Origin of the sequence: Methanothermococcus jasoni (genome assembly GCF_049075655.1) — an archaeon.
Classification (GTDB): domain Archaea; phylum AGJL01; class Methanococci; order Methanococcales; family Methanococcaceae; genus Methanofervidicoccus.
In genome coordinates this window covers 486,556-512,128 of record NZ_CP157522.1, presented here as the reverse complement: position 1 = coordinate 512,128, position 25,573 = coordinate 486,556, and the positions used below count along the sequence as shown (strand labels likewise).

General features: G+C 31.2%; 26 protein-coding genes and 1 tRNA gene. 10 read left to right on the top strand and 17 right to left on the bottom strand.

What is annotated here, in order from left to right:
• Positions 1-140: 140 nt before the first annotated feature.
• From Mjas_RS02595 to Mjas_RS02580, 4 genes are all read right to left on the bottom strand, one after another.
• Positions 141-1,922: a ribosome biogenesis/translation initiation ATPase RLI gene (locus Mjas_RS02595; RefSeq protein ID WP_421078231.1), complete on the bottom strand. Its 1,782-nt coding sequence runs from the start codon at positions 1,920-1,922 to the stop codon at positions 141-143.
• A 69-nt stretch (positions 1,923-1,991) separates the two neighbouring features.
• On the bottom strand, positions 1,992-2,486 hold the full coding sequence (gene hacB / locus Mjas_RS02590; RefSeq protein WP_421078230.1) for a homoaconitase small subunit: 495 nt from the start codon (positions 2,484-2,486) through the stop codon (positions 1,992-1,994).
• Positions 2,487-2,603: 117 nt separating this feature from the next.
• A complete protein-coding gene (locus Mjas_RS02585) occupies positions 2,604-2,870 on the bottom strand; it encodes a type II toxin-antitoxin system RelE family toxin (RefSeq protein WP_421078229.1) in 267 nt (88 codons plus the stop codon).
• 7 nt (positions 2,871-2,877) lie between these two features.
• On the bottom strand, positions 2,878-3,060 hold the full coding sequence (locus tag Mjas_RS02580; protein WP_421078228.1) for an antitoxin: 183 nt from the start codon (positions 3,058-3,060) through the stop codon (positions 2,878-2,880).
• Between the two features lie 152 nt (positions 3,061-3,212).
• Here Mjas_RS02580 and Mjas_RS02575 point away from each other — a divergent pair, with 152 nt between their 5' ends.
• The 8 genes from Mjas_RS02575 (at position 3,213) to Mjas_RS02540 (ending at position 11,519) form a co-directional block, all read left to right on the top strand.
• On the top strand, positions 3,213-5,576 hold the full coding sequence (locus Mjas_RS02575) for a DNA-directed DNA polymerase (RefSeq protein WP_421078227.1): 2,364 nt from the start codon (positions 3,213-3,215) through the stop codon (positions 5,574-5,576).
• A gap of 269 nt (positions 5,577-5,845) precedes the next feature.
• Complete coding sequence (locus Mjas_RS02570; RefSeq protein WP_421078226.1) at positions 5,846-6,715, top strand: phosphatase; 870 nt, start codon at positions 5,846-5,848, stop codon at positions 6,713-6,715.
• Positions 6,715-7,047, top strand: coding sequence for a gamma-glutamylcyclotransferase family protein (locus Mjas_RS02565; RefSeq protein ID WP_421078225.1), 333 nt, complete (start codon positions 6,715-6,717; stop codon positions 7,045-7,047). Before Mjas_RS02570 ends, Mjas_RS02565 begins: the two co-directional genes overlap by 1 nt.
• 124 nt (positions 7,048-7,171) lie before the next feature.
• Entirely contained in the window at positions 7,172-7,759 is a 588-nt protein-coding gene (locus Mjas_RS02560) for a transposase (protein WP_421077172.1), read from the top strand.
• A gap of 28 nt (positions 7,760-7,787) precedes the next feature.
• Positions 7,788-8,027 (top strand): hypothetical protein, encoded by a 240-nt coding sequence (locus Mjas_RS02555; RefSeq protein WP_421077171.1) that lies wholly within the window; start codon positions 7,788-7,790, stop codon positions 8,025-8,027.
• A gap of 193 nt (positions 8,028-8,220) precedes the next feature.
• Positions 8,221-9,516, top strand: coding sequence for an amidohydrolase (locus tag Mjas_RS02550; RefSeq protein WP_421078556.1), 1,296 nt, complete (start codon positions 8,221-8,223; stop codon positions 9,514-9,516).
• Between the two features lie 92 nt (positions 9,517-9,608).
• Positions 9,609-10,268 carry a PHP domain-containing protein gene (locus Mjas_RS02545; RefSeq protein ID WP_421078224.1) on the top strand — a complete coding sequence of 220 codons (660 nt, stop codon included), beginning with the start codon at positions 9,609-9,611 and terminating at the stop codon, positions 10,266-10,268.
• Positions 10,269-10,334: 66 nt separating this feature from the next.
• Positions 10,335-11,519: an RNA ligase gene (locus Mjas_RS02540; protein ID WP_421078223.1), complete on the top strand. Its 1,185-nt coding sequence runs from the start codon at positions 10,335-10,337 to the stop codon at positions 11,517-11,519.
• A 149-nt stretch (positions 11,520-11,668) separates the two neighbouring features.
• Here the strand turns inward: Mjas_RS02540 and hmdC are convergent, their stop codons facing one another.
• The 8 genes from hmdC to Mjas_RS02500 form a co-directional block, all read right to left on the bottom strand.
• A complete protein-coding gene (hmdC, locus tag Mjas_RS02535) occupies positions 11,669-13,195 on the bottom strand; it encodes a 5,10-methenyltetrahydromethanopterin hydrogenase cofactor biosynthesis protein HmdC (RefSeq protein ID WP_421078222.1) in 1,527 nt (508 codons plus the stop codon).
• A 10-nt stretch (positions 13,196-13,205) separates the two neighbouring features.
• Entirely contained in the window at positions 13,206-13,790 is a 585-nt protein-coding gene (locus Mjas_RS02530; protein ID WP_421078221.1) for a hypothetical protein, read from the bottom strand.
• Entirely contained in the window at positions 13,723-14,346 is a 624-nt protein-coding gene (locus Mjas_RS02525; RefSeq protein ID WP_421078220.1) for a hypothetical protein, read from the bottom strand. The genes Mjas_RS02530 and Mjas_RS02525 overlap by 68 nt, the downstream gene beginning before the upstream one ends.
• Positions 14,347-14,689: 343 nt before the next feature.
• Positions 14,690-15,184, bottom strand: a complete 495-nt coding sequence (locus tag Mjas_RS02520; protein WP_421078219.1) for a hypothetical protein — start codon at positions 15,182-15,184, stop codon at positions 14,690-14,692.
• Positions 15,171-15,707: a hypothetical protein gene (locus tag Mjas_RS02515; RefSeq protein WP_421078218.1), complete on the bottom strand. Its 537-nt coding sequence runs from the start codon at positions 15,705-15,707 to the stop codon at positions 15,171-15,173. The genes Mjas_RS02520 and Mjas_RS02515 overlap by 14 nt, the downstream gene beginning before the upstream one ends.
• A 32-nt stretch (positions 15,708-15,739) precedes the next feature.
• Positions 15,740-16,771 (bottom strand): 5,10-methenyltetrahydromethanopterin hydrogenase cofactor biosynthesis protein HmdB, encoded by a 1,032-nt coding sequence (hmdB, locus tag Mjas_RS02510; RefSeq protein ID WP_421078217.1) that lies wholly within the window; start codon positions 16,769-16,771, stop codon positions 15,740-15,742.
• Between the two features lie 108 nt (positions 16,772-16,879).
• The gene (hmd, locus tag Mjas_RS02505; protein WP_421078216.1) at positions 16,880-17,944 is read right to left on the bottom strand and encodes a 5,10-methenyltetrahydromethanopterin hydrogenase; all 1,065 of its coding nucleotides are present in this window, start codon (positions 17,942-17,944) and stop codon (positions 16,880-16,882) included.
• A 298-nt stretch (positions 17,945-18,242) separates the two neighbouring features.
• A tRNA-Cys gene (locus tag Mjas_RS02500) sits at positions 18,243-18,316 on the bottom strand.
• Positions 18,317-18,482: 166 nt separating this feature from the next.
• Here Mjas_RS02500 and Mjas_RS02495 point away from each other — a divergent pair.
• Positions 18,483-19,805, top strand: a complete 1,323-nt coding sequence (locus tag Mjas_RS02495) for a prephenate dehydrogenase (RefSeq protein ID WP_421078215.1) — start codon at positions 18,483-18,485, stop codon at positions 19,803-19,805.
• Positions 19,806-19,900: 95 nt separating this feature from the next.
• Here Mjas_RS02495 and thsA read toward each other — a convergent pair whose 3' ends face one another.
• The 4 genes from thsA to Mjas_RS02475 form a co-directional block, all read right to left on the bottom strand.
• Positions 19,901-21,535: a thermosome subunit alpha gene (gene thsA, locus Mjas_RS02490; protein ID WP_421078214.1), complete on the bottom strand. Its 1,635-nt coding sequence runs from the start codon at positions 21,533-21,535 to the stop codon at positions 19,901-19,903.
• Between the two features lie 221 nt (positions 21,536-21,756).
• Positions 21,757-22,455 (bottom strand): segregation/condensation protein A, encoded by a 699-nt coding sequence (locus Mjas_RS02485; protein ID WP_421078213.1) that lies wholly within the window; start codon positions 22,453-22,455, stop codon positions 21,757-21,759.
• 29 nt (positions 22,456-22,484) lie between these two features.
• On the bottom strand, positions 22,485-23,063 hold the full coding sequence (locus Mjas_RS02480) for a rhomboid family intramembrane serine protease (protein WP_421078212.1): 579 nt from the start codon (positions 23,061-23,063) through the stop codon (positions 22,485-22,487).
• Positions 23,064-23,122: 59 nt separating this feature from the next.
• On the bottom strand, positions 23,123-23,701 hold the full coding sequence (locus Mjas_RS02475) for a site-2 protease family protein (protein WP_421078211.1): 579 nt from the start codon (positions 23,699-23,701) through the stop codon (positions 23,123-23,125).
• 364 nt (positions 23,702-24,065) lie between these two features.
• On the opposite strand from Mjas_RS02475, the gene hypB reads away from it, so the two are divergent.
• Positions 24,066-24,734 carry a hydrogenase nickel incorporation protein HypB gene (hypB, locus tag Mjas_RS02470; RefSeq protein WP_421078210.1) on the top strand — a complete coding sequence of 223 codons (669 nt, stop codon included), beginning with the start codon at positions 24,066-24,068 and terminating at the stop codon, positions 24,732-24,734.
• A 414-nt stretch (positions 24,735-25,148) separates the two neighbouring features.
• On the opposite strand, the gene Mjas_RS02465 is transcribed toward hypB, so the two are convergent.
• Positions 25,149-25,568 (bottom strand): DUF2120 family protein, encoded by a 420-nt coding sequence (locus Mjas_RS02465; protein WP_421078209.1) that lies wholly within the window; start codon positions 25,566-25,568, stop codon positions 25,149-25,151.
• Between the last annotated feature and the right edge of the window lie 5 nt (positions 25,569-25,573).

The following is a 25,573-nucleotide window of genomic DNA, read 5'->3' as shown; positions in this document are numbered from 1 at the left end:
TAATATGTGTTAAATATTAAATATAGCACCTAAAAACCATTATTTTAAAAAAACAATTAGTTGCAAATATTTGCAACTGTTTTAAAAGAATTAAAATTTATATTTATAAATCTATATATTATGGTTATTTATCAATCCATTCACTCATCCACATAGTAATATTCCCCAATTTCCTTCTGGTATAAATCCCTCTGACTTCCCTCTTTATTTACTCTTGGTCTTCCTGTGTCGGGGTCTCTTCTAAATGTTATATTCATCTCTTTTAAAAACTTATTTGCGCCGCTTCTTTTATCCAATGGTGAAGAGCCTTTTCCAATTTTACCAGCTTCACCGCTGAATACGACAAATCTATCAGAGATATAATCTTGGAATAATATATCATGGTCCACTACAAACATTGCCGCATCCTTTTCATCCGCCATTCTTCTTATTGTTCTTGATACATTTAACCTCTGCTCCACATCTAAAAATGCCGATGGCTCATCTATTAAATATATATCTGCATCCCTACTCAAACATGCGGCAATTGCCACTCTTTGGAGCTCACCACCAGAGAGGTCTTTCACATCAAAGTCCATTATTTTTTCCAAGCTCAACGGCTTTATTATCTCAGATTTATAGAATGATGTGTTTATATTCGCTATACTCATTAAAAGGTCTCTAACAGTTCCATCGTAATCTGAGGAAATATACTGAGGTTTGTATGATACCTTTACATCTTCACTTGAAACACTACCTTCATCAGGTTTAACAATTCCAGCGAGTATTTTTACAAATGTTGTTTTACCTATACCATTTGGTCCCAATATACCTATTACTTCTCCCCTGTGTATTGTTCCACCATCAACGGACAGGTTGAAATTGCCAAGGGTTTTTGAAACCTTTGAATACTCCAAAAGCAACGGTCTATTTGAATAATTTGCTGGCGGTCTTTTTTCGAATACTATTGGATTTTTTCTAAATCTTATATTCTCCTCCCTTAGAAAACCATTTAAGTATGTATTTATTCCAACCCTTGTTCCTCTTGGGTGAGTTACAACCCCATAGGCAGAAGGAATACCATACATAATATGTATATGGTCGGAGAGATAATCCAAAACTATTAAATCGTGTTCTACTGCAACAACCTTTTTGCCCTCTTCTGATATTTTTCTAATCACCTTTGCAGCATTGAATCTCTGCCTTACATCAAGCCATGATGATGGTTCATCGAAGTAATAAATATCCCCTTCCCTTAAACATGCCGCGGCAATTGCCACTCTTTGGAGCTCACCTCCACTCAATTGGTCGAAGGTTCTATCAAGTATGTTTTTTATTTCCAAAGTATCTACTATTTCATCAAATAGTCCCTTCTCATCCACCTTTTTTAACAACTCTCCAACTGTTCCCTTTACAACCTTTGGGAGAGCATCAATATACTGTGGTTTATGGACAGGTTTAATATTTCCATTTTTTAAATTTTCAAAATATTTTTGGAGCTCGGTTCCTGAGAAGTGTTTTATTACCTTGTCATAATTTGGTTCTTCATCGATATTGTTTAAATTTGGTATGAGAGCTCCGCTTAATATTGCCAATATTGTGGATTTACCAACACCGTTTGGTCCTAATATACCAACTACTCCTTCTCTTGGAGCTATTAAACCGTATAACCTAAACCTATTTTTACCATAGGAATGAACTATCTTATCTTCGGTGAGCTCTTCTGGAAGACCTATGATTGCAATAGCTTCAAAGGGGCATCTTTTTACACATATTCCGCATCCGCTACATAATTCTTCTGAAATTATCGGTTTTCCAATGTCTTCATCCATAACAATGGTTTCTTCCCCCATTCTAACTCCGGGGCAGTATTTTATACATTCCATTGAACATCTTCTCGGCTGACACCTATCATAATCCAAAATAGCCAATCTATCTGCCATTAAATCACCATTATATTTATTTGTTTTTTATTTTTTTACTTTTTATTTTATTTTTTATCTATTTTCTTTTTATTCCTTATTTACCTTTAATTTAGCATATTTAACCAATCCACCAGCACTTAATATGTCCCATTCTATGCCTTTTGGAACATCGCAATCTAATTTTTTATTGTTAATGATTATTTTTTTATTTTCTAAATCAATTTCTACAATATCTCCGTCCTGTATATTCTCCTTTTTTATCCCTTTACAGGTAATTGGAATAAGCCCTATATTTATGCAGTTTCTGTAAAATATTCTTGCAAAACTCTCGGCAACAACCGCCCTAATACCTGTGTATTTTATAGAAATTGGTGCCTGCTCCCTACTACTTCCACAGCCAAAATTTTCGCCAGCAACTATTATATCTCCTTCCTTAACCTTCTTTGGAAAGTTCTCATCAATACCTGCCATGCAGTGTGATGCGAGCTCATAAGGGTCTGTTGTTTTTAAATAAGGTCCTGGAATTATAGCATCAGTATCTACATCATCACCAAATGAATGAACATTACCTTTTATTATCATAATACCACCAAAAAATCTTCAGTTAAAGTTTAAGTTTTTATTTCATCTGAATCAAAAAAGTATTATTATATTTATATGATGTTGGCACTAAATAATGTACTATTAATTATATTGAACTTATGGAAATTTTTTATAAATATATTTTCGATGCAAAATCCTATAAAAAACAATTTTTCCATTATTATATTTAAAACCAATTCTATAATCTCCAACTCTAATCCTGTAATATCCAGTATGCCCTTTTAATCTCTTAATATTTGGTATATCGGAGATATTAGCTTTATTCGGTATCTCTTCAAAAACTAATTTCTTAACTCGCTCTTTAATGTTATTGGGCAAATTTTTAAAATCTTTAATAAACGCCTTTTTGAATGAAACTTCCATTCTCTCCCTATTCCAATAACTTTTTTGCAGTTTCTAAGTCTATCTCTTCATCTTCTTCAACTTCTTCCATCGCCTTTAAGAGGCCATAATCTAAAATCATCTCTTCAATCTTTTTAAATACTTTATAATCTAAAATCACTCCTTTAATATCTCCTTTTTCATCAGTAATATAGGATTGAACTATATTCATTAATATCACTCTCAGCCATTTTCTACTTATTTTACAGCAATAAGGTATATATTTATTAATATATATTATTTTAGGAAGATTAACATCTGGAAAAATATTAAATAGCTGAAATCAGATAAATTCAGTTAATTATTATATTTTTTGGTGTAAGTATGGATGCCCTTATTGATATAAATTACGATTCAGAAGACAAATGTATCTACCTATATCTGCTAAATAGAATTTTAAAAGAGAATAATTTTAAACCATATTTTTATGTGGATGCCCCTATAAAGGAAATAAATGACTTTTTAAGTAGTGATGAGGATAAAAAAAATCTCCTAAATTATATCGAAGACCTTGAAACTGTAAAAAAGATTATTATAAACAGTAATCTCAATGACTCAAAAAATCGAATAATTGAAAAGAATCTTACAAAAATAACTGTAAAGTATCCAAAAGATGTTCCAAAACTGAGAGTATTAAAGGAGCTCGGAGAAATATATGAACACGACATTCCATTTACAAAGCGGTATTTAATTGATAAAAATATAATCCCAACAACATACTATAATGATTTTGAGGATGAAAACAGAATAATAGCAAATAACAACCTACCAGAATTAAAAACCATTTCCTTTGATATGGAAGTATATTGCGAAGGCAGAGAACCTGACCCAGAGAAAAACCCCATATTGATGACAAGTTTTTGTTCAAAGGACTTAAAAAAAGTAATAACATACAAACCTTTTGAGCATGAATATGTGGAGCTCGTGATGGATGAGAAAGAACTTATAAAAAGAACAATTGACATTCTAAAAGATTACGATATAATATACACTTACAACGGCGATAACTTTGATTTTCCTTATTTAAAAAGAAGAGCTGAGCATTTTGGAATAGATGTATCTTTTGATAAACAGAAAAAACAGAAAATAAAGATTTCACGAGGGGGAATTCATTTAAGAAGCTATATTCCGGGAAAAGTGCATATTGATTTATATCCAATAGCAAGAAGAACCCTAAACCTAACAAAATATAAATTGGAAGATGTAAGTTATGAGCTCTTTGGGGTGCATAAGTTAGAAGTTGGGCATCAAAATATATCAAATCTGTGGAATAATATGGATAAAAATCTTGTTGAATACTCTTTTCAAGACGCTTATTATACATACAAAATTGGAGAATATTTTTTGCCGTTGGAGGTCATGTTTTCAAGAATTGTAAATCAAACACTATTCGAAGTTAGCAGAATGGGAAGCAGTCAGATGGTTGAATATCTTTTATTAAAGCATTCATTTAATAACAACTTTTTAGCACCAAATAAACCTTCAAACAGAGAATATCAAAAAAGATTAAGGGGATATTATGAAGGGGGTTATGTAAAGGAGCCAATTAAGGGCATGCATGAAAATATTGTGAGTATGGATTTCAGAGCTCTCTACCCTTCCATCATAATAAGCTACAATATTAGCCCTGATACCATCGACTGCAAATGCTGTGAGGATACATCTGAAAAGATATTGGGTCATTGGTTTTGTAAAAGAAGAACTGGACTTATTCCAAAAGTATTAAGGAACTTGATTGAAAGGAGAAAAAATATTAAAAAAATTTTAAAAGAGAAAGACAGTAAAAAAGATGATAAATATAAAAATAACTCTGAATACTATAATCTGCTAAATTATGAGCAAAAATCTTTGAAGACATTGGCAAATTCATATTATGGATATATGGCTTATCCAAGAGCTCGGTGGTATTCGAAGGAATGTGCCGAAATAATTACACATTTGGGCAGGACATATATTCAAAAAACTATTGAAGAAGCGGAAAAAAACGGATTTAAAGTAATATATGCTGACACTGATGGATTATATTCAGTATTGAAGAAAAACACCGATAAAAAAACCCTATTAAATAAAACCTATGAATTTTTAAACAGAATAAATGAAAAACTTCCAAAAGATATGGAGTTAGAGTTTGAAGGATACTATAAAAGGGGTATATTTATCACAAAAAAGAGATACGCACTTATCGACGAAAACGATAAAATAACAATAAAAGGATTAGAGTTTGTAAGGCGGGACTGGTCGAATATTGCAAAGAAAACTCAAAGAGATGTTTTAGAAACCCTGTTAAAAGAGGGGGATATTGAAAAGGCAAAAAGTATTATAAGGGACACCATAACAGATTTAAGAAATGGAAAAATCGATAAAAAGGATTTAATAATATATACTCAGCTCACAAAGGATATCAACGAATATAAAACCACAGCACCCCATGTTGAAGTGGCAAAAAAAATATTAAAAAATGGCGGGAGATTAAAAGTAGGGGATGTGATAGGATATATAATAATTAGTGGAAATAAATCTATAAGTGAAAGGGCAACTCTTCCAGAGGATGCAAAAGATTACGATACATCATATTATATTGATAATCAAATTTTACCGCCCGTATTACGGATAATGGAATCATTAGGAATTTCAAAGGATGAGCTCAAAAACCTTAATAAACAAATAACATTGGATAGTTTTTTCTAATTTAGGTTATTTGGTTATTTAAGTGGGTGTGTGTATTATTTAATAATTTTTTATTTTATAATATAAGTTCATAATTTATGAATTAATATTTAATAAATAGAAAATTTTATATACAAATTAGAACTATTTAAATAATAGAATATGATTATGGATGAAATTAGTATATTAATTCAAAGTTAATCCTTTGGATTTACTAACTTACAAAATCCCGAAGGGATTTTGTCAAGTAATAAAACCGATAAGCATAAGATGTTAAAGAAGGTGTTAAATTGGAGGGAACAGTAGGGTTAGTGGATATAGGTTCAAATACTGTAAAATTAGTAATATATAAAATTAATAACGGTAAAATTAATAAGATATATACAAAATCAATTTATTTAAGGTTATTTAATTATTTACAACATATATATTTTAATAAATGTATAATTTCAAAGGATGGTATATTAAAAACTAAAAATATTTTAAAGGACTTTAAGGAAGAATTGGATAAATATAATCCAAAAGAGGTAATAGCCTTTGCAACATATGCTGTAAGAATAGCAGGAAATAAATCAGAATTTTTGGAAGAAACTAAGGATATTTTTGATATAAAAATATTATCTGATGAAGAGGAAGCGATGTATTCAGCATATGGGGCTTTATTGGATACTGACATTTCAGAGGGTCTTGTTTTTGATATTGGCGGTGGAAGTTTAGAAATATGCGGTGTATCAGGAGGCAAGATTAAACATTATAATAGCTACCCATTAGGCACTCTGAACTATGGAGAGTTTTTTAAAAACGGAGTATTGGTAGATGAAGAAGGTATGCGGAAAAAGATAAAAAAACATATTAACCCAGCATCAACATCTGATAAAATAGTTGGAGTAGGTGGTAGTGTAAGGGCATTGGTAAAAATTATAGGTAAGAGAAGGGTAAGTAAGAATCAGTTAAATGAAATACTATCAAAAATAAAACATTTAAAACCAGATGATATCTCAAATAAATATGACATATCATCTAAACGGTCAGAAACCGTAGTTTCTGCTGGAATAGTAATATCTGAGATTATGGACTTATTTGAGTGTAAGGAGTTAATTATTTCAGAATATGGCATAAGAGAAGGGATAATATATAATCATCTAAATATGGGGATATAATGGATATTACGAAAATTAATGTATTTGCCTATGGAGAATTAATGAAAAAGGATAGGTTAAAGGAATTAATAAATAGAATTCCAGAGATGAAAAAAGGAAAAATAATGGGATTTGAAAAGTTTTTTGACCAAAGTATCGGTTATTACGGCATTAGGAAAAAAGAAAATTCAGTTGTCGAAGGAATTATTTTATTTGGCATATCAGAAGATGAATTAAAGATATTTGACGATTATGAGGATGAGGGAGAATATTATTTCAGGAGAAAAACCCATGCCTATGATAATGAAGGAAATAAATATGATGTATTTATTTATATAAGAAATGTGGAGTAAAATATTATATTTTAAGATTTAAAAAAGAGCATAGTAAACCGTGTTTTAAAAATATAAATGAATCCTAGTATGGGTCAAAATATATAACCTATACTAAATATAATATTATAAAAAAGACGATAATATGAAGGCTGAGGAAGTGGTAAATGAGATAATTACATCAGATTTAATTGACCGAATCCCTAAACGAAGAAAGGTAGGGAGAAAAGGATATAATTTAGAGTTGAGGCTTAAACTATTAGTGTATGCCTTTTTAAAAGGCATACATTCAAATAGAGCGTTAGTATTACACTTACAAAATAATCCACAGATTTTAACTGCATTAGGATTTAAATCCTGCCCTGGTAGAAGAACCATCGATAGATGGAAAAAATCCCTAGATGAAGAATTGCATGCAATAATTACTTTATTAGGTGATAAATATATTGAACTAAATAATCCTGAATGGTCAATATACGATAGCACTCCAATAAAAGACGAAACAGATATTGAGGGAAAGATAGGATATAACAGTGTAGGAATGTTTAAAGGCTTTAAATTACATTTAGCAGTAGATAAGTTAGGAATACCATTAAGAGCAGAATTTACCACAGCAAATACTCACGATTGTAAAGTAGCTGATAAATTATTAGTACCTACCAAAAAGTCCTGTGCAGATGCAGGCTATGATTCAAAAGATTTAAAAAAAAGCGATAGAATTATACAAAAATGAACTAATAACAGCACATAATCCACGGAGATTGGGTAGGAAAAATAAAAAGAAACTTCCTTCGGAAGTTTCTAAGATAAGAGTTAAAATAGAGCACACCAATTCAATATTAAAGAACCGATTTATGAATAAGTTTTGGATTAATATCAAAGGTTATATTCGTAAAAAAGTATTCTGTCTCTGTGCAGTAGTTTCTGCACAGGTTTTAGCACTATATAATCTCATTACCAGAGGTTATCCTTATATGAAGGTATTAGAGGTTAGAGTGTAATATGACCCACACTAATATAAATGAATCCTTTAAATTACTATTTTTATGAACAAAGAATTTTAATAATGAAATAACGAATTTAAACATTAACAAATTTATATGTTGTATTATATATTATAAAAAACCTTTTATCTTTTTATTTTTAATTTAATATTATATTTATAAAATAATTTGCAAATTTAGTGGTAATATGATGATATTGGTAGAAAATTTAAATTACGCAGTTGATAAAGAGTTAAATGTTTATGAAAGTGTCGATATCCTAATAAAAGAAGAAAATGACGACAATAACACAAAAATTGTAATTGGCAAGAATCTGTTGGAAAAGGAAAACCTAAACAAGAAGGATTTAAAAATAATCGATGGAAAGAACAAATGTGCAATGCCGGGATTAACAAACACTCATACACATATTCCAATGACCCTTTTAAGGGGAATTGCCGACGACATGATTTTACAGAATTGGTTAAATGATAAAATATGGCCCAATGAGGCAAAACTCACAAAAGAGGATGTTTATTACGGTTCTCTATTGGGATGCCTTGAAATGCTGAGGTTTGGTATTACATCATTTAATGAAATGTATTTCTTTTCAGAAGAGATATTAAGAGCTACAAAGGAAATTGGATTAAAGGGAGTAATAAGTTTTCCAATAATTGACTTTGGAACTCCTGAAAGTAAGGACTTGGACAAACTTTTAAAGATGGCAGAAAATTTTATAAAAGAACATAAGGATGAAAAAACAGTTAAACCAGCAATAGCCCCACATGCCCCATACACCTGCTCAAAGGAAACATATATTAGATGTAAGGAAATAGCCGATGAATACAACACCTTATTGCACACCCACATATCTGAAACTAGATACGAAGTAGTGGAAATGGAGAATAATATAAAAATGAGACCTATTGAATATTTGGAAAATATTGGAGTGTTGGATAGCAATGTAATGGGAGCTCACTGTGTATGGATTACAAAGGATGAGGTAAAAAAACTTGCGAAGCATAATGTGAAAGTATCCCACTGCCCAGGAAGTAATATGAAACTTGCAAGCGGTGGGGTTATGCCCCTTGTGGAGATGTTAAATGATGGCGTAAAAGTATCCATTGGAACAGATGGACCTGCGAGCAACAATAATTTAGATATTTTGGAAGAAATGAAAATCACCGCATTACTTCACAAAGCACATAGATGGGACCCAACAGTTGGAGATATTGACACGGTTTTAAAGATGGCTTTTGACAGTGAAATATTAGGATTTGAAAATAACGATATTGTGTTATTAGACCTTAATGCACCACATTTAAGACCTATCAATAATATAAAATCAAATATTGTATATTCTGCAAATGGAAATGATGTGGATACAGTAATAGTGAATGGGAGAGTATTATTGGAAAATAAAAAATTCATATTCGGGGATAAGTTTTTAAATGATATTTATAAAAAGATAGGTAAAATAAAAGAGAAATTCATCCCTAATGAATGAGGGATTATAGTAAATCGACATGAGATGTCCTTGAATGTCCTTAAATGTTCGTCGATTTACTATACTTATAAAATTTATTTGGTGAAAAATAAATGAAAATTGACATGCATGTTCATACAGTATGTTCCAGATGTTCAATAAATCCCATAAAACTTCTAAAAAAAGTTTGTTCAATAAAAGATATCCTGCCTGTTATAGCAGACCATAATGTATTAACAAAGGTGGATTTTGGGATTCCGGGAGAGGAGATAGCCACAGAAAAAGGAGAATTTATAGGAGTATTTTTAAATGAACAGATAAATGAAAAGGATATTTTTGAGGCTATGGATAAGGTAAAGGAGCAGGGTGGATTGATTTATCTACCTCATCCATTTGATGGGAGGAGAAGGAGGTCTCTGTGTAGGTTTGATGTGTTAAATAATAAAGAATTTATTAAGAAAGTTGATATTGTCGAGGTTTTTAATAGTCGATGCATACAGGATGAACCAAATATGATGGCATATGAATATGCTAAAATAAATAATCTGTTAATGGGTGTAGGGAGCGATTCTCATTTTCCATGGGAGCTCGGCAATGCATATATGGAAGTTGATGAATTTGATAAAGACAATCCAAAGGAATTTTTAAAGGCACTAAAAAAGAATAAAGAGCCAAAATGTTATACAAAATTGGGAACTCCATTGAATATTCTGTTTTTTAGTAAGGTATCTAAAAAATTAAGGAAATTAAATATTATAAAAAACAAGATATAAAATAAGCATAATATAAAATAAGCATAAATTAAGTGAATAGATATAATAAATATAATTGTGATTTTTATGGATATTGATATTTTAAAGGTCTCGGAAAGGTTGAAATTAGATGAAGCTGATATAAAAAAGGCATTTGAAAGAAAAATAATTTCTTTTGATGAGCACAATAATAAAAAATACCTTTTATTTAAAAAGAAGCTTAGACATATTGAGAGGGGGACGGTTTTATTTTTAAATAATAATATGGATATTGTAATGGGCTATCCAAAAATAAGGCGTGCAATGATGCTTTATCCCACATTAAAAAATTACTTTATTGATAAAATTGTTGTTGAGGAAAAACTGGACGGATACAATGTGAGGATAGCAAAAGTAGATAATGAAGTGGTGGCAATTACACGAGGAGGGCGAATTTGTCCATTCACGACAAAAAAAGCATTAAAGTTTTTAAATACGAATATATTGGACGATTATCCTGATTTAATGCTTTGTGGTGAGATGATAGGATTAAACAATCCCTATGTTCCTCATTATTATCCAGAAGTTGATAATATACTAATTAAGAACAATGGCAATAATAAAAATAATATTATCGAAAATTTAGGGTTTTATATATTTGATGTAAGACATAGGGAAACAAATAAGCCACTTTCAATAAAGGAAAAGGAGGAGCTCCTACAAAAATATGAGCTCCCCTATGTGAAACCTATTGGAGTATTTAATAAAGAGGATGTTGAGCACATAAAGAAGGTAATATTAAAGCTAAATGAAGAAAAAAGGGAAGGTGTAGTTTTAAAAGACCCTGGCATGTTAATAAACCCTATAAAATACACCACTCACTACACCCAGTGCAATGATTTATCTGTGGCATTTAGGTATGTATATGATTTAGGTATTGATTTTATGTTCAGCAGATTAGTTAGGGAGGGATATCAGTCATTTGAATTCAATGAAGACGAAAAAGAAATGGAGGAAAGAGCAAAAAACATAGGAAAATCAATACTTTATCCAATGGTAGATACTATAAAAAATATTTCAAAAGGTGAATTGATTACAGAAGATTTTGAGATATATTTAGATAGTGAAGAGGATTTAAATGAATTTTTAGTATATTTGAAAAAACTCCATATTGCATATACAATAAAAGAAAAACAAAAACTAGAAAATGGAATACATAAAGTTAAAATAGGAAGAATGTATAATTCAACCAACGATAAAATAAAAAGCCACTTAGATGGAAATTTGTGGTAGATAAAAAATTATAATGTAAAAAATAAAAAAAGAGAAAATAAATATAAAAAATGAATAAAATAAATAAAATATAAAAAACATCCGGTGATGAGAGTCATCCCTGCTGATGCTGTATAAGATGAGACCTGGGGTAGCTGAGGATGTTTTTTTTAAATCAAACTTTCCGCATTAGTTTTATTCTTTATTCTTAGAATTATTTCGGGAATAAATGAAGTGATAAAGGATTTATCGGCATTTTCTATTACTTTTTTATCGTCTCCATTACATCCATAGGCGTTTATTCCAGCATCATTTAATATTTTTACAGCGGTTTTCTCTACCCATTTGTCAGCATCACTAATATAAACCTCTTCTGGCTTTAACGCCTTTGCCATTCCCCATGCTATATATCTACCACCCAATAAACCTAATTTATCCCATTCTCCAATGTCGTCAATTGTCTTGCTGTGGATATTATTGTATAAATTGCTGTTTTTAACTGCTACCCAGTGAGCATCGCCAATAAAATGCCCGCCTAATTTATTTGGATAAATTAAGCTCTCATTATTGTAGTTTAAAAATTTGCTTCCCTTTGCTATTGCCTTCAATATGTTATTATCTAGTATGCAGGTATCCAATTTATTATATTCGATTTCTTCCTTAATAATCCTCAAAACTCTTGGAACTCCAAAGTTTCCTCGTTTAGCAGTTTTTGGTGAATAGCCACACATATAACCGTGATGATTTCCTTTGAAACCGCTTAATATTACATTTAAACCGCTTCTAAGCCCTATTCTGCATTCATCCTCATAGGCACCATTGGTGGCAACTACTCCACCTTTTACCAATATACGGGATACTGCAACTGCCTTTGCAAATGCTTTTAACCTATCTTTTGAACGGTTGAACGGAGCTCCTTCAACAACAAACACATCCACATCCATATCAATGCATGACTTTAAACCAGTGATTAAGTCGTCGTATCCATCTCCAATATGGAATATGCCTTCCAATCCTCTGCCATATTTTTTAGCGGCTTCTGCAACAACTTTCATCTCATCCAACGGTGCGGCATGCTCTTCCCCACCTTGTTCCTCCACAACATTAATACATACAGTAGAGGACAATTTTATCCAGTCGTCAAATTCATAAGAATATTCTTTTTCTTTGTCGATAAGTCGTTTATGTATCCTATCCCTCGGACATCCTATGTATGGCGGTCCTTTGTAATAACAATCCCCATAACAGTGGGTAATTTCTTTTGGAAATCTCATTGCTCCGTATTTTCCAAAGTGGTCTAAATCAATTGGAACTTCAATTTCACCATGGATAGTTTTGAAAACCTCCAACGGTGTCATGCCTTCTTTTTCCGCAATATCTCCAAGTGCATAGGAGCATATATGTATTGGGAATCCCAAATGGTCAGTTAAAATACAATTCTCCATGAGCTCCGTTAAAGTCAATGATGAAGCACATGGACCTATGCCAATTTCCACTAAATCGCATCCAAGAGGGAATTTTCTAAAATTACTTCCAAGCTTTTGGATTTCTTCAATGCTTAAATCATCAACTGCATCAACCACTTCAATTATATCACTTTCAGATAGTTTGTTTTTTGTTATTTTTTCAATAACCTGTTTTCTCAATTCTAAACAGGCATCTAAGTCATTTACTGCATTTTTTATCATATCTTTCATGGTTCCACCACTACAATTTATTAATTGATTCTATAATTGATAAATACCTATCCTCAATTCTTTCAAGAGTATTTAAATCGTATCTGTGAGTATTTAGGATTATTTTATTGTAATTATTATCATCATCTTCATCAATCATATAATCAGGAATTATCAAAATTCCATCATCTGAGGGAGTAATGCCTAAATCAACTATAATCTTTTTTATAAATTCAGTTTCAGAGTTTATCTTTACATTTTTATTGTATTCTAAGGATTTAATTTTATTTTTCTTTTTATTGATAGTTTCAATGTAATTTTCTATCTTATCCGGAGCTCCTACATTCAACTTTTTTAATTCATTCATGCTTTCAATTAAATCATCAAATGTGGCGGATTTTATTTCAAAAATCGGATAGGGATTTAATTTTTCCACTCTTTCTTTGTATCCTTTTGAAATAATCAATAAATCATAATGTTCTTTTAGTTTATTGTTGTATGGATTAACTACATCGTAATCTTCAATACCAATTATTTCTGCAATATCCCTATACATTTTGGTTATTGCCGTTCGGCAATTCACAAATCTTTGATTTGGGTAAATTCCAACTTTCATAATATCCCACAATCTCATCTAATTTAAAAGAATGATTTTTAATCAATATTTCCTCTGAACTGTCCTTTATTTTCAACTTCATAACTTTTTTATCTTTGGTGAGCTCTACCTCATCCCAATTGTAAAAGGCGGTGTTATTGTATATTATGCCCTTCTCATAAAACTTTAAATGCGTATATTTTATTCCAAGCAATATTATAACTAACATAATAAGCATCAATATTCCAAAATAAACTATAAATTCCCCATTATATGGTATTACTCCATATTTTATTAACCAATATTTTAAAAATACCAAACATATTCCTATCAATACTGCAATAGATATATATTTACCATTTATTGAGCGATATTTAACTTCATACAAAAAACTTCCTTTATTTGCGTTATTTAACATACTCCGCAACTGTCCCATAACGGCAATTATTGGAATGATTAAGATAAGTATTGGTAATGTAGGAGCTCCCATGTTATAAAGAAAAATCCACACCCCCACATAAAATGCAAAATAAATAATTTTTATGTTGTTAAATTTATTTGGATTTATCCCTATCACTACACCACCTTTTTGTTTTAACTAATGTCTGCGTGAAGTTTGATAAATTCCTTCGGAATTTATAAATGTCTTCGCTATCGCTCAGACATTCCCTTCCGTAAGGGAGGGGATGAAATCAGATGAAATGCTTCGCATTTCATTACTTTCCTTCGCTATCGCTCGGAAATCCGACGAAAAATATTTATATTAGTTTTTGTTATAAAATACTCTGGAAGTATAAGATGGATTTACGAATTTACGCCAAGATATAATATAAAGTCAGGGCTGGGAGAGTCCGTTGTGCCTGTGGAGGGCGAAAGCTCAATGAAGCAGGAAGCCCTCCCGCAAGGGAGATGTAATTCACCTAATTCTTATCTATAATAACTATTTCTTTTGGAATATTTTTTATTTTAAATGTTAATTTACCTCCATTATCAATTTTATTAATTTCATTCCAATCATAATATGCCAAACCATCAAATACTACTCCCTTTTCATAAATCGTAATATTGTAGGATTGATTAAAATCAGATATGATAAATCCCAATAGTATGATAAATGCCATAGTCCATGAAATTGCCATAACTAAATATCCCCCAACCCCTGCCAACAACAGTCCAGCCAAAAGATAATGCCAATTTCCAATTTTTCCCTTTACTGATTTTATTATTTTTCCTTTGTTTATTTTTGAAATTTTTTTCCAATTGTAGTATATAACTATTAAAATAATTGCACCCAATAATATTGCCACAGAAATAGCAGTTTTAAAATCAACAGTATGAAGCATTGAAGGCACTAAAATTAATAGTATGGTGGTTGAGTTTATTAGTTTAAAATAAAGTGGATTAATCCCTTTCATAATCTACACCCTTTAATATATTTTTATCTAAAACAACCTCTTTTGGATAATATTTTATCTTTATTTTTATTTTATCCCCTTCATCTTTTATATTTAATTCATCCCATTTATAAAAAGCAGTATCTCCCAAAACAATGCCTTTTTCATATACTTTAATAGGAGGTTTCCAAATAATGTAATTTCCCAAATGGTTGTAAATGAAATACAATATAATGAATATTATTAATAAATTCATAGATATGATTTCTTTAGAATGTAGTATAAACATAATCATAAATATTATAAACATAACTGAATCATATCTCAATTTAGATAGGTTTAATTTAGGTTTATAAACTAATTTTCCCTTATTTGTCCCCATCACTTCTATAACAGAATAAGCATAAATTATTAAGGATATAAACAAAATTGCAGTGAGAAGTAATATAATATATGAGCTCATAAAAAAATACACTAAACCAATTAATGCAATTATTGATGTTAAAACAATTAAATTTAAGATGAATGGATTAATTCCCCTCATAATCCCCCTTATTTTTATTATATTGCATAATTTTAGTCCATCCTTATTTTTGGTTTTAGACCCAATTCTTTAATCATTCTAATTACATCCTTTAAATTTCCTGTTTTTGGGTTTCCCACTCCTTTTATATTCATAGGATGATTATCAGGAATTACTGTTGCTATGTTGCTTGCTCCTCCCATCAGTGCAAACTGCATGAGCTCAGCCCCAATCGTCGGGGTTGGTGATGTAATTCTTATGTCTGGAAACATCAATCTTACAATTGCAATGGTCTTTGCCTGCTCCAATGAAGAACATCTTGGATGGTTTTCCATAGGGGTTCCTTTGTATGGATTGAATCCCATAATTGGTATCTCATCAACATCGAGCTCCTTTAAAAATAGGAGATGATTTACTCTATCCTCATGACTTTCTCCAACCCCCAATAATAAACCTGATGATAGTTCTATATCGTATTTTTTAACCAATTTACAAACTTCTATTCTATCCTCCAATTCTTCCCCGGGCTTTATTTTTTTAAATAATTCTTTGTTTGTAGTTTCCAAATTACAGCAAATGGTGTCTATGCCGTATTTTTTCATTTCTTTTATGGATTCCTCTGTTAAATCTGCACCTGCATTTACTAAAACCTCTAAGTTGGTATTTTCTTTAACTATCTTTAGAGCTCTTAATACTTCCCCACCTTCATAACCGTGGGCAGATGAACAACTTACACGACATATCCCACTTTTATCTATTGCAATAGCGGAGTTTTTTATCTCCTCATCTGATATTTTAAATGGTGTGTAGTATCCCTCTTTTGAAGTTCCAGACGCAAAACCGCAGTATAGACATTTTGGATGAACTTTGCAGATATTCGTTATATGTATTGTTGATGTAATTTCTATCTCTTTTTTAAAATAATCTCTTACTTCTGATGCAATACTAAATAATTTTAAATAATCCTTCCAATGGGTAATCTCGAATAACTTTAAAGCATCTTCTTTTGATAGTAATCCCTGTTTTACATCAATTTCTCCATTTTTTAAATCTTGAAAATTGCTTTTTATTTTTGAAAAATTCATTGCATCACCAAAACTGTAAATTATAGTTTTCATTAGTAAAAATAAAAAGGAAATAAAATAAAAAAGTATATTGCCGTGCAATCACAAATCTGTGAGCAACGAAAATGATTATGGTTTTATATTACATCCACAATCGCATTTGTCATCTTTACCATGTTTTTCAAGAACTTTTAATGCTGATGGAAGGATGTCTGCTAATGGACCGAAGCACATACTGTCTGCTGTTCCAGTTAAAGCTTTTGGGTCTAATTTATCTTCCATGTTTCTAATGCCTTCTTTTCTCATTAATTCCAACATTTGTGTGATAGCTTCATCTGCCATCATCTGAGCGAAGTCAGCAGGAGCTCCCAATATGTTTGTAACTGCATCTCTGTATGCTAATATTGCCGCATAAACTGGTGCAGTAACTGCTGAACCCATATCACATACAGGGCTGATTAAGTTTGCAGGCATTTTGAATGCAGTTCCTCTTGCGGTTTTTGCTATACAGTAGAGTTTTTCAACAGCTTCTTCTGATGCAAACCCTTCTGATAAGAATACCTGTCCTTTCATTTCAGGAACTGCTCCTGGGTGGTATGAAATGATGTTTAAATCTTCTCTTCCTAAGTCTTTGAAAATTTTTGCGAATTTTGGTGTTGGGATGGTGCATGCATGTGTTACAATTGCTCCTTCTTTTATAGCATCTGCGAATTTTTCAATAATTGCTGGCTGGCTTCCCCCTTTTGGCAACCATGTAATTACAATATCTGCATCTGCTACTGCTTCTCTATCGTCAGAGGTTACTTTCAATCCAACTTTTTCTGGATGGACAAAATGAATACATGCTTTTGGTGGTTTTGGAAGTTCTTTTGCCTTAGCCTTAACAGCATCTCTAATAGCAGGCATTACCTTTTCAGGCTCTCCTGCTAGGTGAGCTTCCATAACTTCTTTTGGGTCAAATTCGTCAATTACGACGATTCCTGGCTCTTCTGCAAAGCAAGGGTCAGAAACTACAACTTCATCAACTTCTGGGATTAAATGTAATAATTCAGCCCCCATTGTGATTGTAGAGTGTGTCATTGTGATTTCAGGTATTCCCACTTCTTTTGCAACTTCTGCTGCTCTTGAAAAGTTTGTAATACCACATGCAGCGTGTGTTCTATAACATCCTGCTCCCAATATAGCGATTTTCAATATATCACCTCAATTTTTGTAATAAATTTATTTTATAAAATAATATAAAAACTTATCGATTTGATTTAAGGTATCAATATACCTAAAAAAAATATTATGTCCTGTATTAATTTAATTAATACTTATGAATAATATTAAAATTGTAAATCTAAATACACTCTTTAAAAAGGTTAAGCCATAGTCGAAAGAGCCTTAAACTTATAATAATATATTTAAATTAATCGATATTACCATATAAAAATAAAATCTCGCAAATCTCTTTCGAGATTTGCTTGATTTCTTCACATTCTTTCAGAAAAGCCAGGGAAGGGATTTGAACCCTTCTGAAGCGGATCTGCAGTCCGCTGCCTCGCCGGACTAGACTACCCTGGCACATTAATACATGTTATTAATTCCATACATTAAAAATACAATTCTAATATATAAACTTTTTGGTCATGCCATTATAAATATAAAAATACAATACATATTATAGGTATTATTATAGGTATCATTATGAGTATTATTAATAATTATAAAAACACATGAAGGAATTGTTATGATAATTTCTATAATCGGCGGAACGGATGGACTAGGAAAATGGTTTGCAAGATTTTTAAAAAATAAAGGTTTTGATGTAGTAGTTACCGGAAGAGATGTGGTAAAAGGTAAAAATGTTGAAAAAGAATTGGGTGTAAAATACACCAACGACAATATTGAAGCCTCTAAAATTGGGGACATAGTAATGGTTGCAGTTCCCATAAACATTACTGAAAGGGTTATTCAAGAAATAGCTCCACACGTGCGGGAAAATTGTGTTTTGATGGATATCACATCAATAAAAGAAATTCCATCAAGAGCCATGGAAAAATATGCAAAAGATGGCGTTTGTGTGATTCCCACCCACCCAATGTTTGGGCCAGCTACTCCTTCATTAAAAAGACAGGTTGTAATACTTACGCCCTCCGAAAAGCATAAAAATAATCCATGGTTCGATAAAATAAAAAATTTCCTTGAAAAAGAAGGGGCAAGGGTTATTGTAATACCTCCTGAGAAGCACGACAGGATTATGGGTGTTGTTCAAGGTTTAACCCATTATGCCTATATCACTCTTGGTGCAACATTGAAGGACTTGGACATAAATATTAAAGAATCAAGAAAATATGCCTCACCAATATATGAGCTCATGATAAATATCATAGCAAGGATTATTGGTCAGAATCCTTATTTATATGCAGATATTCAGATGCACAATCCACAAATAAAACATATTCATGAAACATTTATAAAAGAATGTAATAACATAAAACAGGTAGTGGAAAAAAAGGACAGAGAATCATTTGCAAATATAATGAAAGAAGCTGCTAAACACTTTGGAAATGAAACCATCAGGGGTATGAATTACTCAAATAAGGCAGTTGGTGCAATTACCGAAGAAATCGAGAGAATTAAAAAATCAACAGGTAAAGAAATTGGATTAAGGCATGTATATTCAAATAAAGTTCATTTTGGGATTGTAAAAAATATTGTTGATGATTTTGTAATTATAGATAAAAATGGAAAGGATTTAAAAATTAATGTGGCAAATGTAATTTTAATGGATGATGAGGAATTAAAACAATGGAAAGAACAAAATTTAAAAAAATATTATTATGATATATCCGTATTATTCAAAAAAGAAGTGAATCCAGACATTATTTTGAAATTATTGAACTGCATGTTTGATATTGAAATTATAGATGTATATGAAGGAAGTAATATTAAAAATGGATTTAAAAGCATTACATTTAGAATATACTCCTATAAAAAAGATGATTTGAAGGCATTGGAAGAATCATTTTTGGAAGTTGTGAAAAATATAGGAGGAATTGAGAGATATTAGATAATTTATTATTCTTATTTTATTATCCTTTTTTATATAGTTTATTTAAATTTATAAATATATTTTTCTAAAAAAGAAAGTAATGGGATGGGGGCTTACATCATTCCGCCCATACCTCCCATTCCGCCCATGTCACCAGCATCTCCGCCAGCTCCACCGCTCAATTTTTCAGCTGCGATTACATCGTCTATTCTTAATAACATTTCTGCTGATTCAGTAGCTGACTGGATAGCTTGTGTTTTAACTCTCAATGGTTCAACAACTCCATTTTCAGCCATGTCTTCAACTTCGCCTGTGAATACATTTAATCCATATGTTGAGCTTCCATCTGTTGCATGTTTAGCTCTGAGATTTACGAGCATTTCGATAGCATCTAAACCAGCATTTTCTGCCAATGTTCTTGGGATTACTTCTAATGCGTCAGCAAATCCTCTAACTGCTAACTGTTCTCTTCCGCTTACTGTGTCTGCGTAGTCTCTTAATCTCATAGCTAATTCTACTTCTGCTGCTCCACCACCAGCAACGATTTTACCATCTTCTATGGTGCATGCTACAACGCCTATTGCGTCATCGATAGCTCTTGCTACTTCATCTACAACATGTTCTGTTGTTCCTCTTACTAAGATTGTTACTGCTTTTGGATGCTTGCATTCTTTAACGAATATCATTGCGTCGCCAGCAACTTTCTCTTCTGATACAAGTCCAGCTTCTCCTAAGTCGTCTGCTGTTAAGTCTTTTATGTTTGTAATAATGTTTGCTCCTGTTGCTTTTGAAAGTTTTTCTATGTCTGATTTTTTAACTCTTCTTACTGCAAGGATTCCTGCTTTTGCAAGGTAGTGCTGAGCTAAGTCATCAATTCCTTTCTGACAGAATACAACATTTGCACCAGATGCTTTTATTTCATCAACCATGTCTTTTAACATCTTTTCTTCCTGTTCGATGAATTCCATCATCTTTGCAGGGTCTGTTATGCTTATTTTAGCATCTGTTTCTGTTTCTTTAACTTCAATTGGGCAGTTCAACAATGCAATTTTTGCATTTTCTACCTTCTTAGGCATCTGTGGATTTACTCTTTCCTTATCGATTAATACTCCTCTGATTAATTCTGTTTCATCAACGGATGTTCCTTCTTTCTTCTCTACTTTTATTAAATCTTTATCGATTTTACCGTTTTCATCAACAACTGTTGATACAGCTTCAACAATTATGTCCCCCAATTTTTCCTTAGCTTTTTCAGCACCTTTTCCTGTGATTGATGTCATTGCTATTTTCTTTAACATTTCTTTGTCGTCAGCTTTTACTTCAATAGCAATGTCTTTTAATATTTCCTGAACTTTTTCAAGTGCTAACTGGTATCCTTTGATAACGATTGTTGGATGAACATTCTGGTCAAGTAATTCTTCAGCTTTTCTTAATAATTCACCAGATATAACAACAGCTGTTGTTGTTCCATCCCCAACTTCTTTTTCTTGGGTTTTTGCAACTTCGATTAACATTTTTGCAGCTGGGTGTTCTACACTCATTTCTTTTAAGATTGTTACACCATCGTTTGTAACAACAATGTCCCCCAAATCATCAACTAACATTTTGTCCATTCCCTTTGGTCCCAATGTGGATCTTACGGTTTCAGCAATGATTCTTCCTGCTAATATGTTCATTCTCTGAGCATCTCTTCCCATGTATCTTTTTACATTTTCTGGTAATACAACTACTGGCTGACCTGCTGCCATGCCATCACCTCAATTTTTTTAATATTTTTTATTAATAATCCCATAATTGTTTAGTATCTACTCTAACGGTATGTATATGATTATGAACTTCTATATAAATCTTACTGAGATGTGTTGTTTTAAAACACTACGATATACATGAATATAGTAATGTAGTAATATACTGACTAAAAATATAAAATATAATATTGATAATTAACAATAAATAAATACAATAATATTTAATTTTTGCATCTAAGAACTATGTCCTTAAAGATGTCTTCCTGAAAAATTTCAATTTTACCATCATTTGCAAGATAAAGGGAAGGTAAGAAATTTTTTACAATATCTTTTCTGTTAGAAAACTTATTTTGATATATGAGCTCCCCTTCTTTTTTAAGTTCAGACATTAAATTTTCCATCAAATCAGAAATGTCATATTCTTCTTCCATTTCTTCTATAATGTTATAAATTGGAGTTTCTCTTTTATTTTTTGGTCTTGTTTTGGTTTTTTTAACCTTTTTAAGCTCTGATTTTAGAGTGTTAATTAAATCGTTAAATGTTATTTGCTTGCTTTTAGTATTTTTAGTAGTGGTATCACCCTTATTTTTATTTTCTTTGACAGTATTTACAATAACATCATTATCGTAGTTTTCTTCATATTCATCATATTCATCATAATTTTCAGGGAACTCCTCCTCAAACTCCTCATCTTCATTAAATGTATTTTCGCATTCTCCATAAAGTATCTGAGATTTCATCCGTAATAATATTCCACCAACGAGAATAACATCTGCGGATAGCCGTATATCGAATTTTTTAAGCTCTTTAATTGTTTTGATATACTCATCGGTTATTTCTGCGATATTGATGTTCCAAGGTTCTATGTTCCTTTTGTCTATACTTTCCTTTATAATCCTTATCCAAAGTTCAAATTCCATACTATCCCCAAAATTAATAGATATAATGGTCAGTAATATGATGGGTAGTTCATTTTCCTTTTAAATATTTTTCCAAATAGCATGCCCGTGAATAACCCTCCAAGATGAGCCGCATGTCCTATTGTTGGCAATATTGAGAACATAAGACATAATATTCCAAATCCTGCAAATAATATTGTTGCAGTTTTGAGTTTTATGGGAACTGGAAATGGAAATATCATAATTCTCATGTTAGGTTCTAAAACTGTGAGAGCTCCTAAGATACCACTAACCGCACCTGATGCACCCAAAGCCGGAATGTATAGATTGGTAAAATCGGAATATAGGAGATATGCAATGTTTCCAACAATACCTGATATGAAAAATATTTTTATAAAATTTGCCCCACCAACCCATCTTTCAAGTTTTATGCCAAAGAAAAATAATACAAACATATTGACAAACAAATGCATAAAATTTGCATGGACAAATATACTCGTTATAAACTGCCATGGCATGTTTAGGGCATAATACGGATTAAATAATAATAGATATATTAAGTTGTTGGAAAATAATCCAAATAAATATATTATGATGCATAATCCAATGATTGTAATTGTATATCTCATATTTTCAACTTTTTATTTTTTAATGATTAATGAATATTTAGAATGAAATAGGATAAGATTTAAAAAATTCCCAACGCCCATAAAAATAAAGGAATAGCCACAACGCCCCATATTAAAGGATTCCAATTTAGAACTTTGTTTCCATCAAGTGGGTAGATTGGTATCATGTTAAATGCTGCAAGGAATAAATTAACATGGAAACCTAAACTTGATATTAGTGGAATATTTAATATATAAAACACAAATGCCAAGGCAACATTTGTTAAAGGTCCTGCAATGGATATAAGTCCATTTTCCTCTGTGGTTAGATAATCTTTATAAATATAAACTGCACCAGGGGCTATAAAAGTAGCGCCCATTATTATTTTCAATACCAATGCAATAACCAATCCTTCATACCATGCTCTAAATTCACTCCATGCTCCAAAATGACGAGCCACTGTTCTATGGGCGAGCTCATGCAATATAAATCCACTCCCAACCGTAAAACTTGCTATCAAGAACTGCAATATAAACCAAGAATCTATATGGGGTATTCCTCTGCCATACCATGCGAATATTAATGCAATGGCAAAGGTTGAAATAGTTAAATCCTTAATTTCCTCGGGGCTAAATTTAAATATGTCCATATAATTCATTATTTCACCAAAATTAAAAAGTAAATTAATTAAATATAAATTTTACAATATTATATCCAATGTTTGTCCCTAAAAGATATTACTAATTTTCATTTATATATACATTTTCATTACCACAATATATTTATATATTTTCACCTATTAAATTATATTTATTATTGAATTATAGAATTCCATGAAAAGAATAATTAACCTACGCCTCACAATGTTATTATTTAATTATTATGATGATATTACTTCATAATAATATATTAATCATGATATATTAACAATTTTAACTTCATCCTATTATTTATGTTTGTAATAAATAAGTTTTAATATCATTATTTCCAATTTGGGAATAATAAATAACTTGGGTGATGATATGCATTTTGTTAGTGTATTGGATATAGGAAAAGATTTACTAAAAGCAAACAAAAAACATGCCGATAAAAATAGAAAATTATTAAATCAGCATAATGTAGTTGCCTTTGATTTTATGGGTGCAACGGGAAGTGGAAAAACCCTTTTAATAGAAAAATTGATAGAAAATTTAAAGGACAAATATAATATAGGCTGTATTGCAGGAGATGTAGTGGCAAAATACGATGCAGAAAGAATGGAAAATCACAATGTTCAGGTTATACCTCTGAATACTGGAAAAGAATGTCATTTGGATGCACATTTGGTTGGACATGCTCTACCGGACTTAGATTTGGACAATATCGATATATTATTTATAGAAAATGTTGGAAACCTGATATGTCCTGCTGATTTTGATTTGGGAACACATAAAAGAATAGTGGTTGTCAGCGTTACAGAAGGAGACGACACAGTTGAAAAGCATCCTATGATATTTAAAACCGCAGATTTGACTATTATAAATAAAATAGATATTGCAGACGCCGTCGGTGCTGACCCTGTAAAGATGAAAAATGATGCAGAACAATTAAACGACAATATGGATGTATTATTGACCTCAATAAAAAATGATGAAGGAATTGATAAAATCATCGAATTTATTGAAAAAACAAGGAATGAATTAATAAAATAATAATCTGACCTACTCCAACGAGTGAACTCGTTGGGTTCTCGCTTACGGTAGTAAGCGAGCAACGAAATCACGAAGTGATTTCGTCTAATTTTAGTAGGGTTTAACCCTACACGGTGGCCAAACCCACTACCCCTATCCCCGTTTAGGAGATTCAGGGCTACCTTTTGAACTTCCAAACACTACCAGCGGTAGAGTTTTCGATAACCCTACCCATAGATACTTGGACTGGTAGCGTTACTTACTACTAATCTTCACATATTTATATTTTACTACTTACTAGCCGATATAATGTCCGCCTCTCATCCAATCTCATAAGAGATTTTACAAAACTATGTTTTGTATAACGATTAAAATCGTTGGCTTTCTCGGCGGTTTATCGTAAAATATAAAAAAACAAAAAGAAAAATAACTAATTTAGCAACAAACAACTTCTACAAACTTCGGAGCTCCTCTAATTTTGTCATACCATAAACTTATTCCAAGCATGAGCTCTCCCTTTTTTCCAATGGCGTAATCGCATTCGCATCCCATATCTTCAAAAGATTTTTTCAATATCTCAAATCCAAAAGTATCAGGATATATATCACTTTCTTCCCCAAGTTTTTCATCAATTTTTTCCATAAATAAAACCATCTCTTCATTATCTACAATTTCAAAACCATTTTCTTTTAATTTACTTTCAAGATATTGTTTAATTGAATCATAGTTTTCAAAATTCTTATCCCTACAAACGCCCCTTACAATTAAAAGCCCATTTCTATCATAAATTGGTTTTGAACCTTTAAACGCTTCAAGGGATTTCATCATTCTTCCAGTGGTAATATTGATTATCATAGTCT

Bases quoted from the DNA above. Each gene is read 5' to 3' on its own strand.
- Mjas_RS02595 (WP_421078231.1), bottom strand. From the start codon at position 1,922: ATGGCAGATAGATTGGCTATTTTGGATTATGATAGGTGTCAGCCGAGA.
- hacB (WP_421078230.1), bottom strand. From the start codon at position 2,486: ATGATAATAAAAGGTAATGTTCATTCATTTGGTGATGATGTAGATACT.
- Mjas_RS02585 (WP_421078229.1), bottom strand. From the start codon at position 2,870: ATGGAAGTTTCATTCAAAAAGGCGTTTATTAAAGATTTTAAAAATTTG.
- Mjas_RS02580 (WP_421078228.1), bottom strand. From the start codon at position 3,060: ATGAATATAGTTCAATCCTATATTACTGATGAAAAAGGAGATATTAAA.
- Mjas_RS02575 (WP_421078227.1), top strand. From the start codon at position 3,213: ATGGATGCCCTTATTGATATAAATTACGATTCAGAAGACAAATGTATC.
- Mjas_RS02565 (WP_421078225.1), top strand. From the start codon at position 6,715: ATGGATATTACGAAAATTAATGTATTTGCCTATGGAGAATTAATGAAA.
- Mjas_RS02560 (WP_421077172.1), top strand. From the start codon at position 7,172: ATGAAGGCTGAGGAAGTGGTAAATGAGATAATTACATCAGATTTAATT.
- Mjas_RS02550 (WP_421078556.1), top strand. From the start codon at position 8,221: ATGATATTGGTAGAAAATTTAAATTACGCAGTTGATAAAGAGTTAAAT.
- Mjas_RS02545 (WP_421078224.1), top strand. From the start codon at position 9,609: ATGAAAATTGACATGCATGTTCATACAGTATGTTCCAGATGTTCAATA.
- Mjas_RS02540 (WP_421078223.1), top strand. From the start codon at position 10,335: ATGGATATTGATATTTTAAAGGTCTCGGAAAGGTTGAAATTAGATGAA.
- hmdC (WP_421078222.1), bottom strand. From the start codon at position 13,195: ATGAAAGATATGATAAAAAATGCAGTAAATGACTTAGATGCCTGTTTA.
- Mjas_RS02530 (WP_421078221.1), bottom strand. From the start codon at position 13,790: ATGAAAGTTGGAATTTACCCAAATCAAAGATTTGTGAATTGCCGAACG.
- Mjas_RS02520 (WP_421078219.1), bottom strand. From the start codon at position 15,184: ATGAAAGGGATTAATCCACTTTATTTTAAACTAATAAACTCAACCACC.
- Mjas_RS02515 (WP_421078218.1), bottom strand. From the start codon at position 15,707: ATGAGGGGAATTAATCCATTCATCTTAAATTTAATTGTTTTAACATCA.
- hmdB (WP_421078217.1), bottom strand. From the start codon at position 16,771: ATGAATTTTTCAAAAATAAAAAGCAATTTTCAAGATTTAAAAAATGGA.
- Mjas_RS02495 (WP_421078215.1), top strand. From the start codon at position 18,483: ATGATAATTTCTATAATCGGCGGAACGGATGGACTAGGAAAATGGTTT.
- thsA (WP_421078214.1), bottom strand. From the start codon at position 21,535: ATGGCAGCAGGTCAGCCAGTAGTTGTATTACCAGAAAATGTAAAAAGA.
- Mjas_RS02485 (WP_421078213.1), bottom strand. From the start codon at position 22,455: ATGGAATTTGAACTTTGGATAAGGATTATAAAGGAAAGTATAGACAAA.
- Mjas_RS02480 (WP_421078212.1), bottom strand. From the start codon at position 23,063: ATGAGATATACAATTACAATCATTGGATTATGCATCATAATATATTTA.
- Mjas_RS02475 (WP_421078211.1), bottom strand. From the start codon at position 23,701: ATGAATTATATGGACATATTTAAATTTAGCCCCGAGGAAATTAAGGAT.
- hypB (WP_421078210.1), top strand. From the start codon at position 24,066: ATGCATTTTGTTAGTGTATTGGATATAGGAAAAGATTTACTAAAAGCA.
- Mjas_RS02465 (WP_421078209.1), bottom strand. From the start codon at position 25,568: ATGATAATCAATATTACCACTGGAAGAATGATGAAATCCCTTGAAGCG.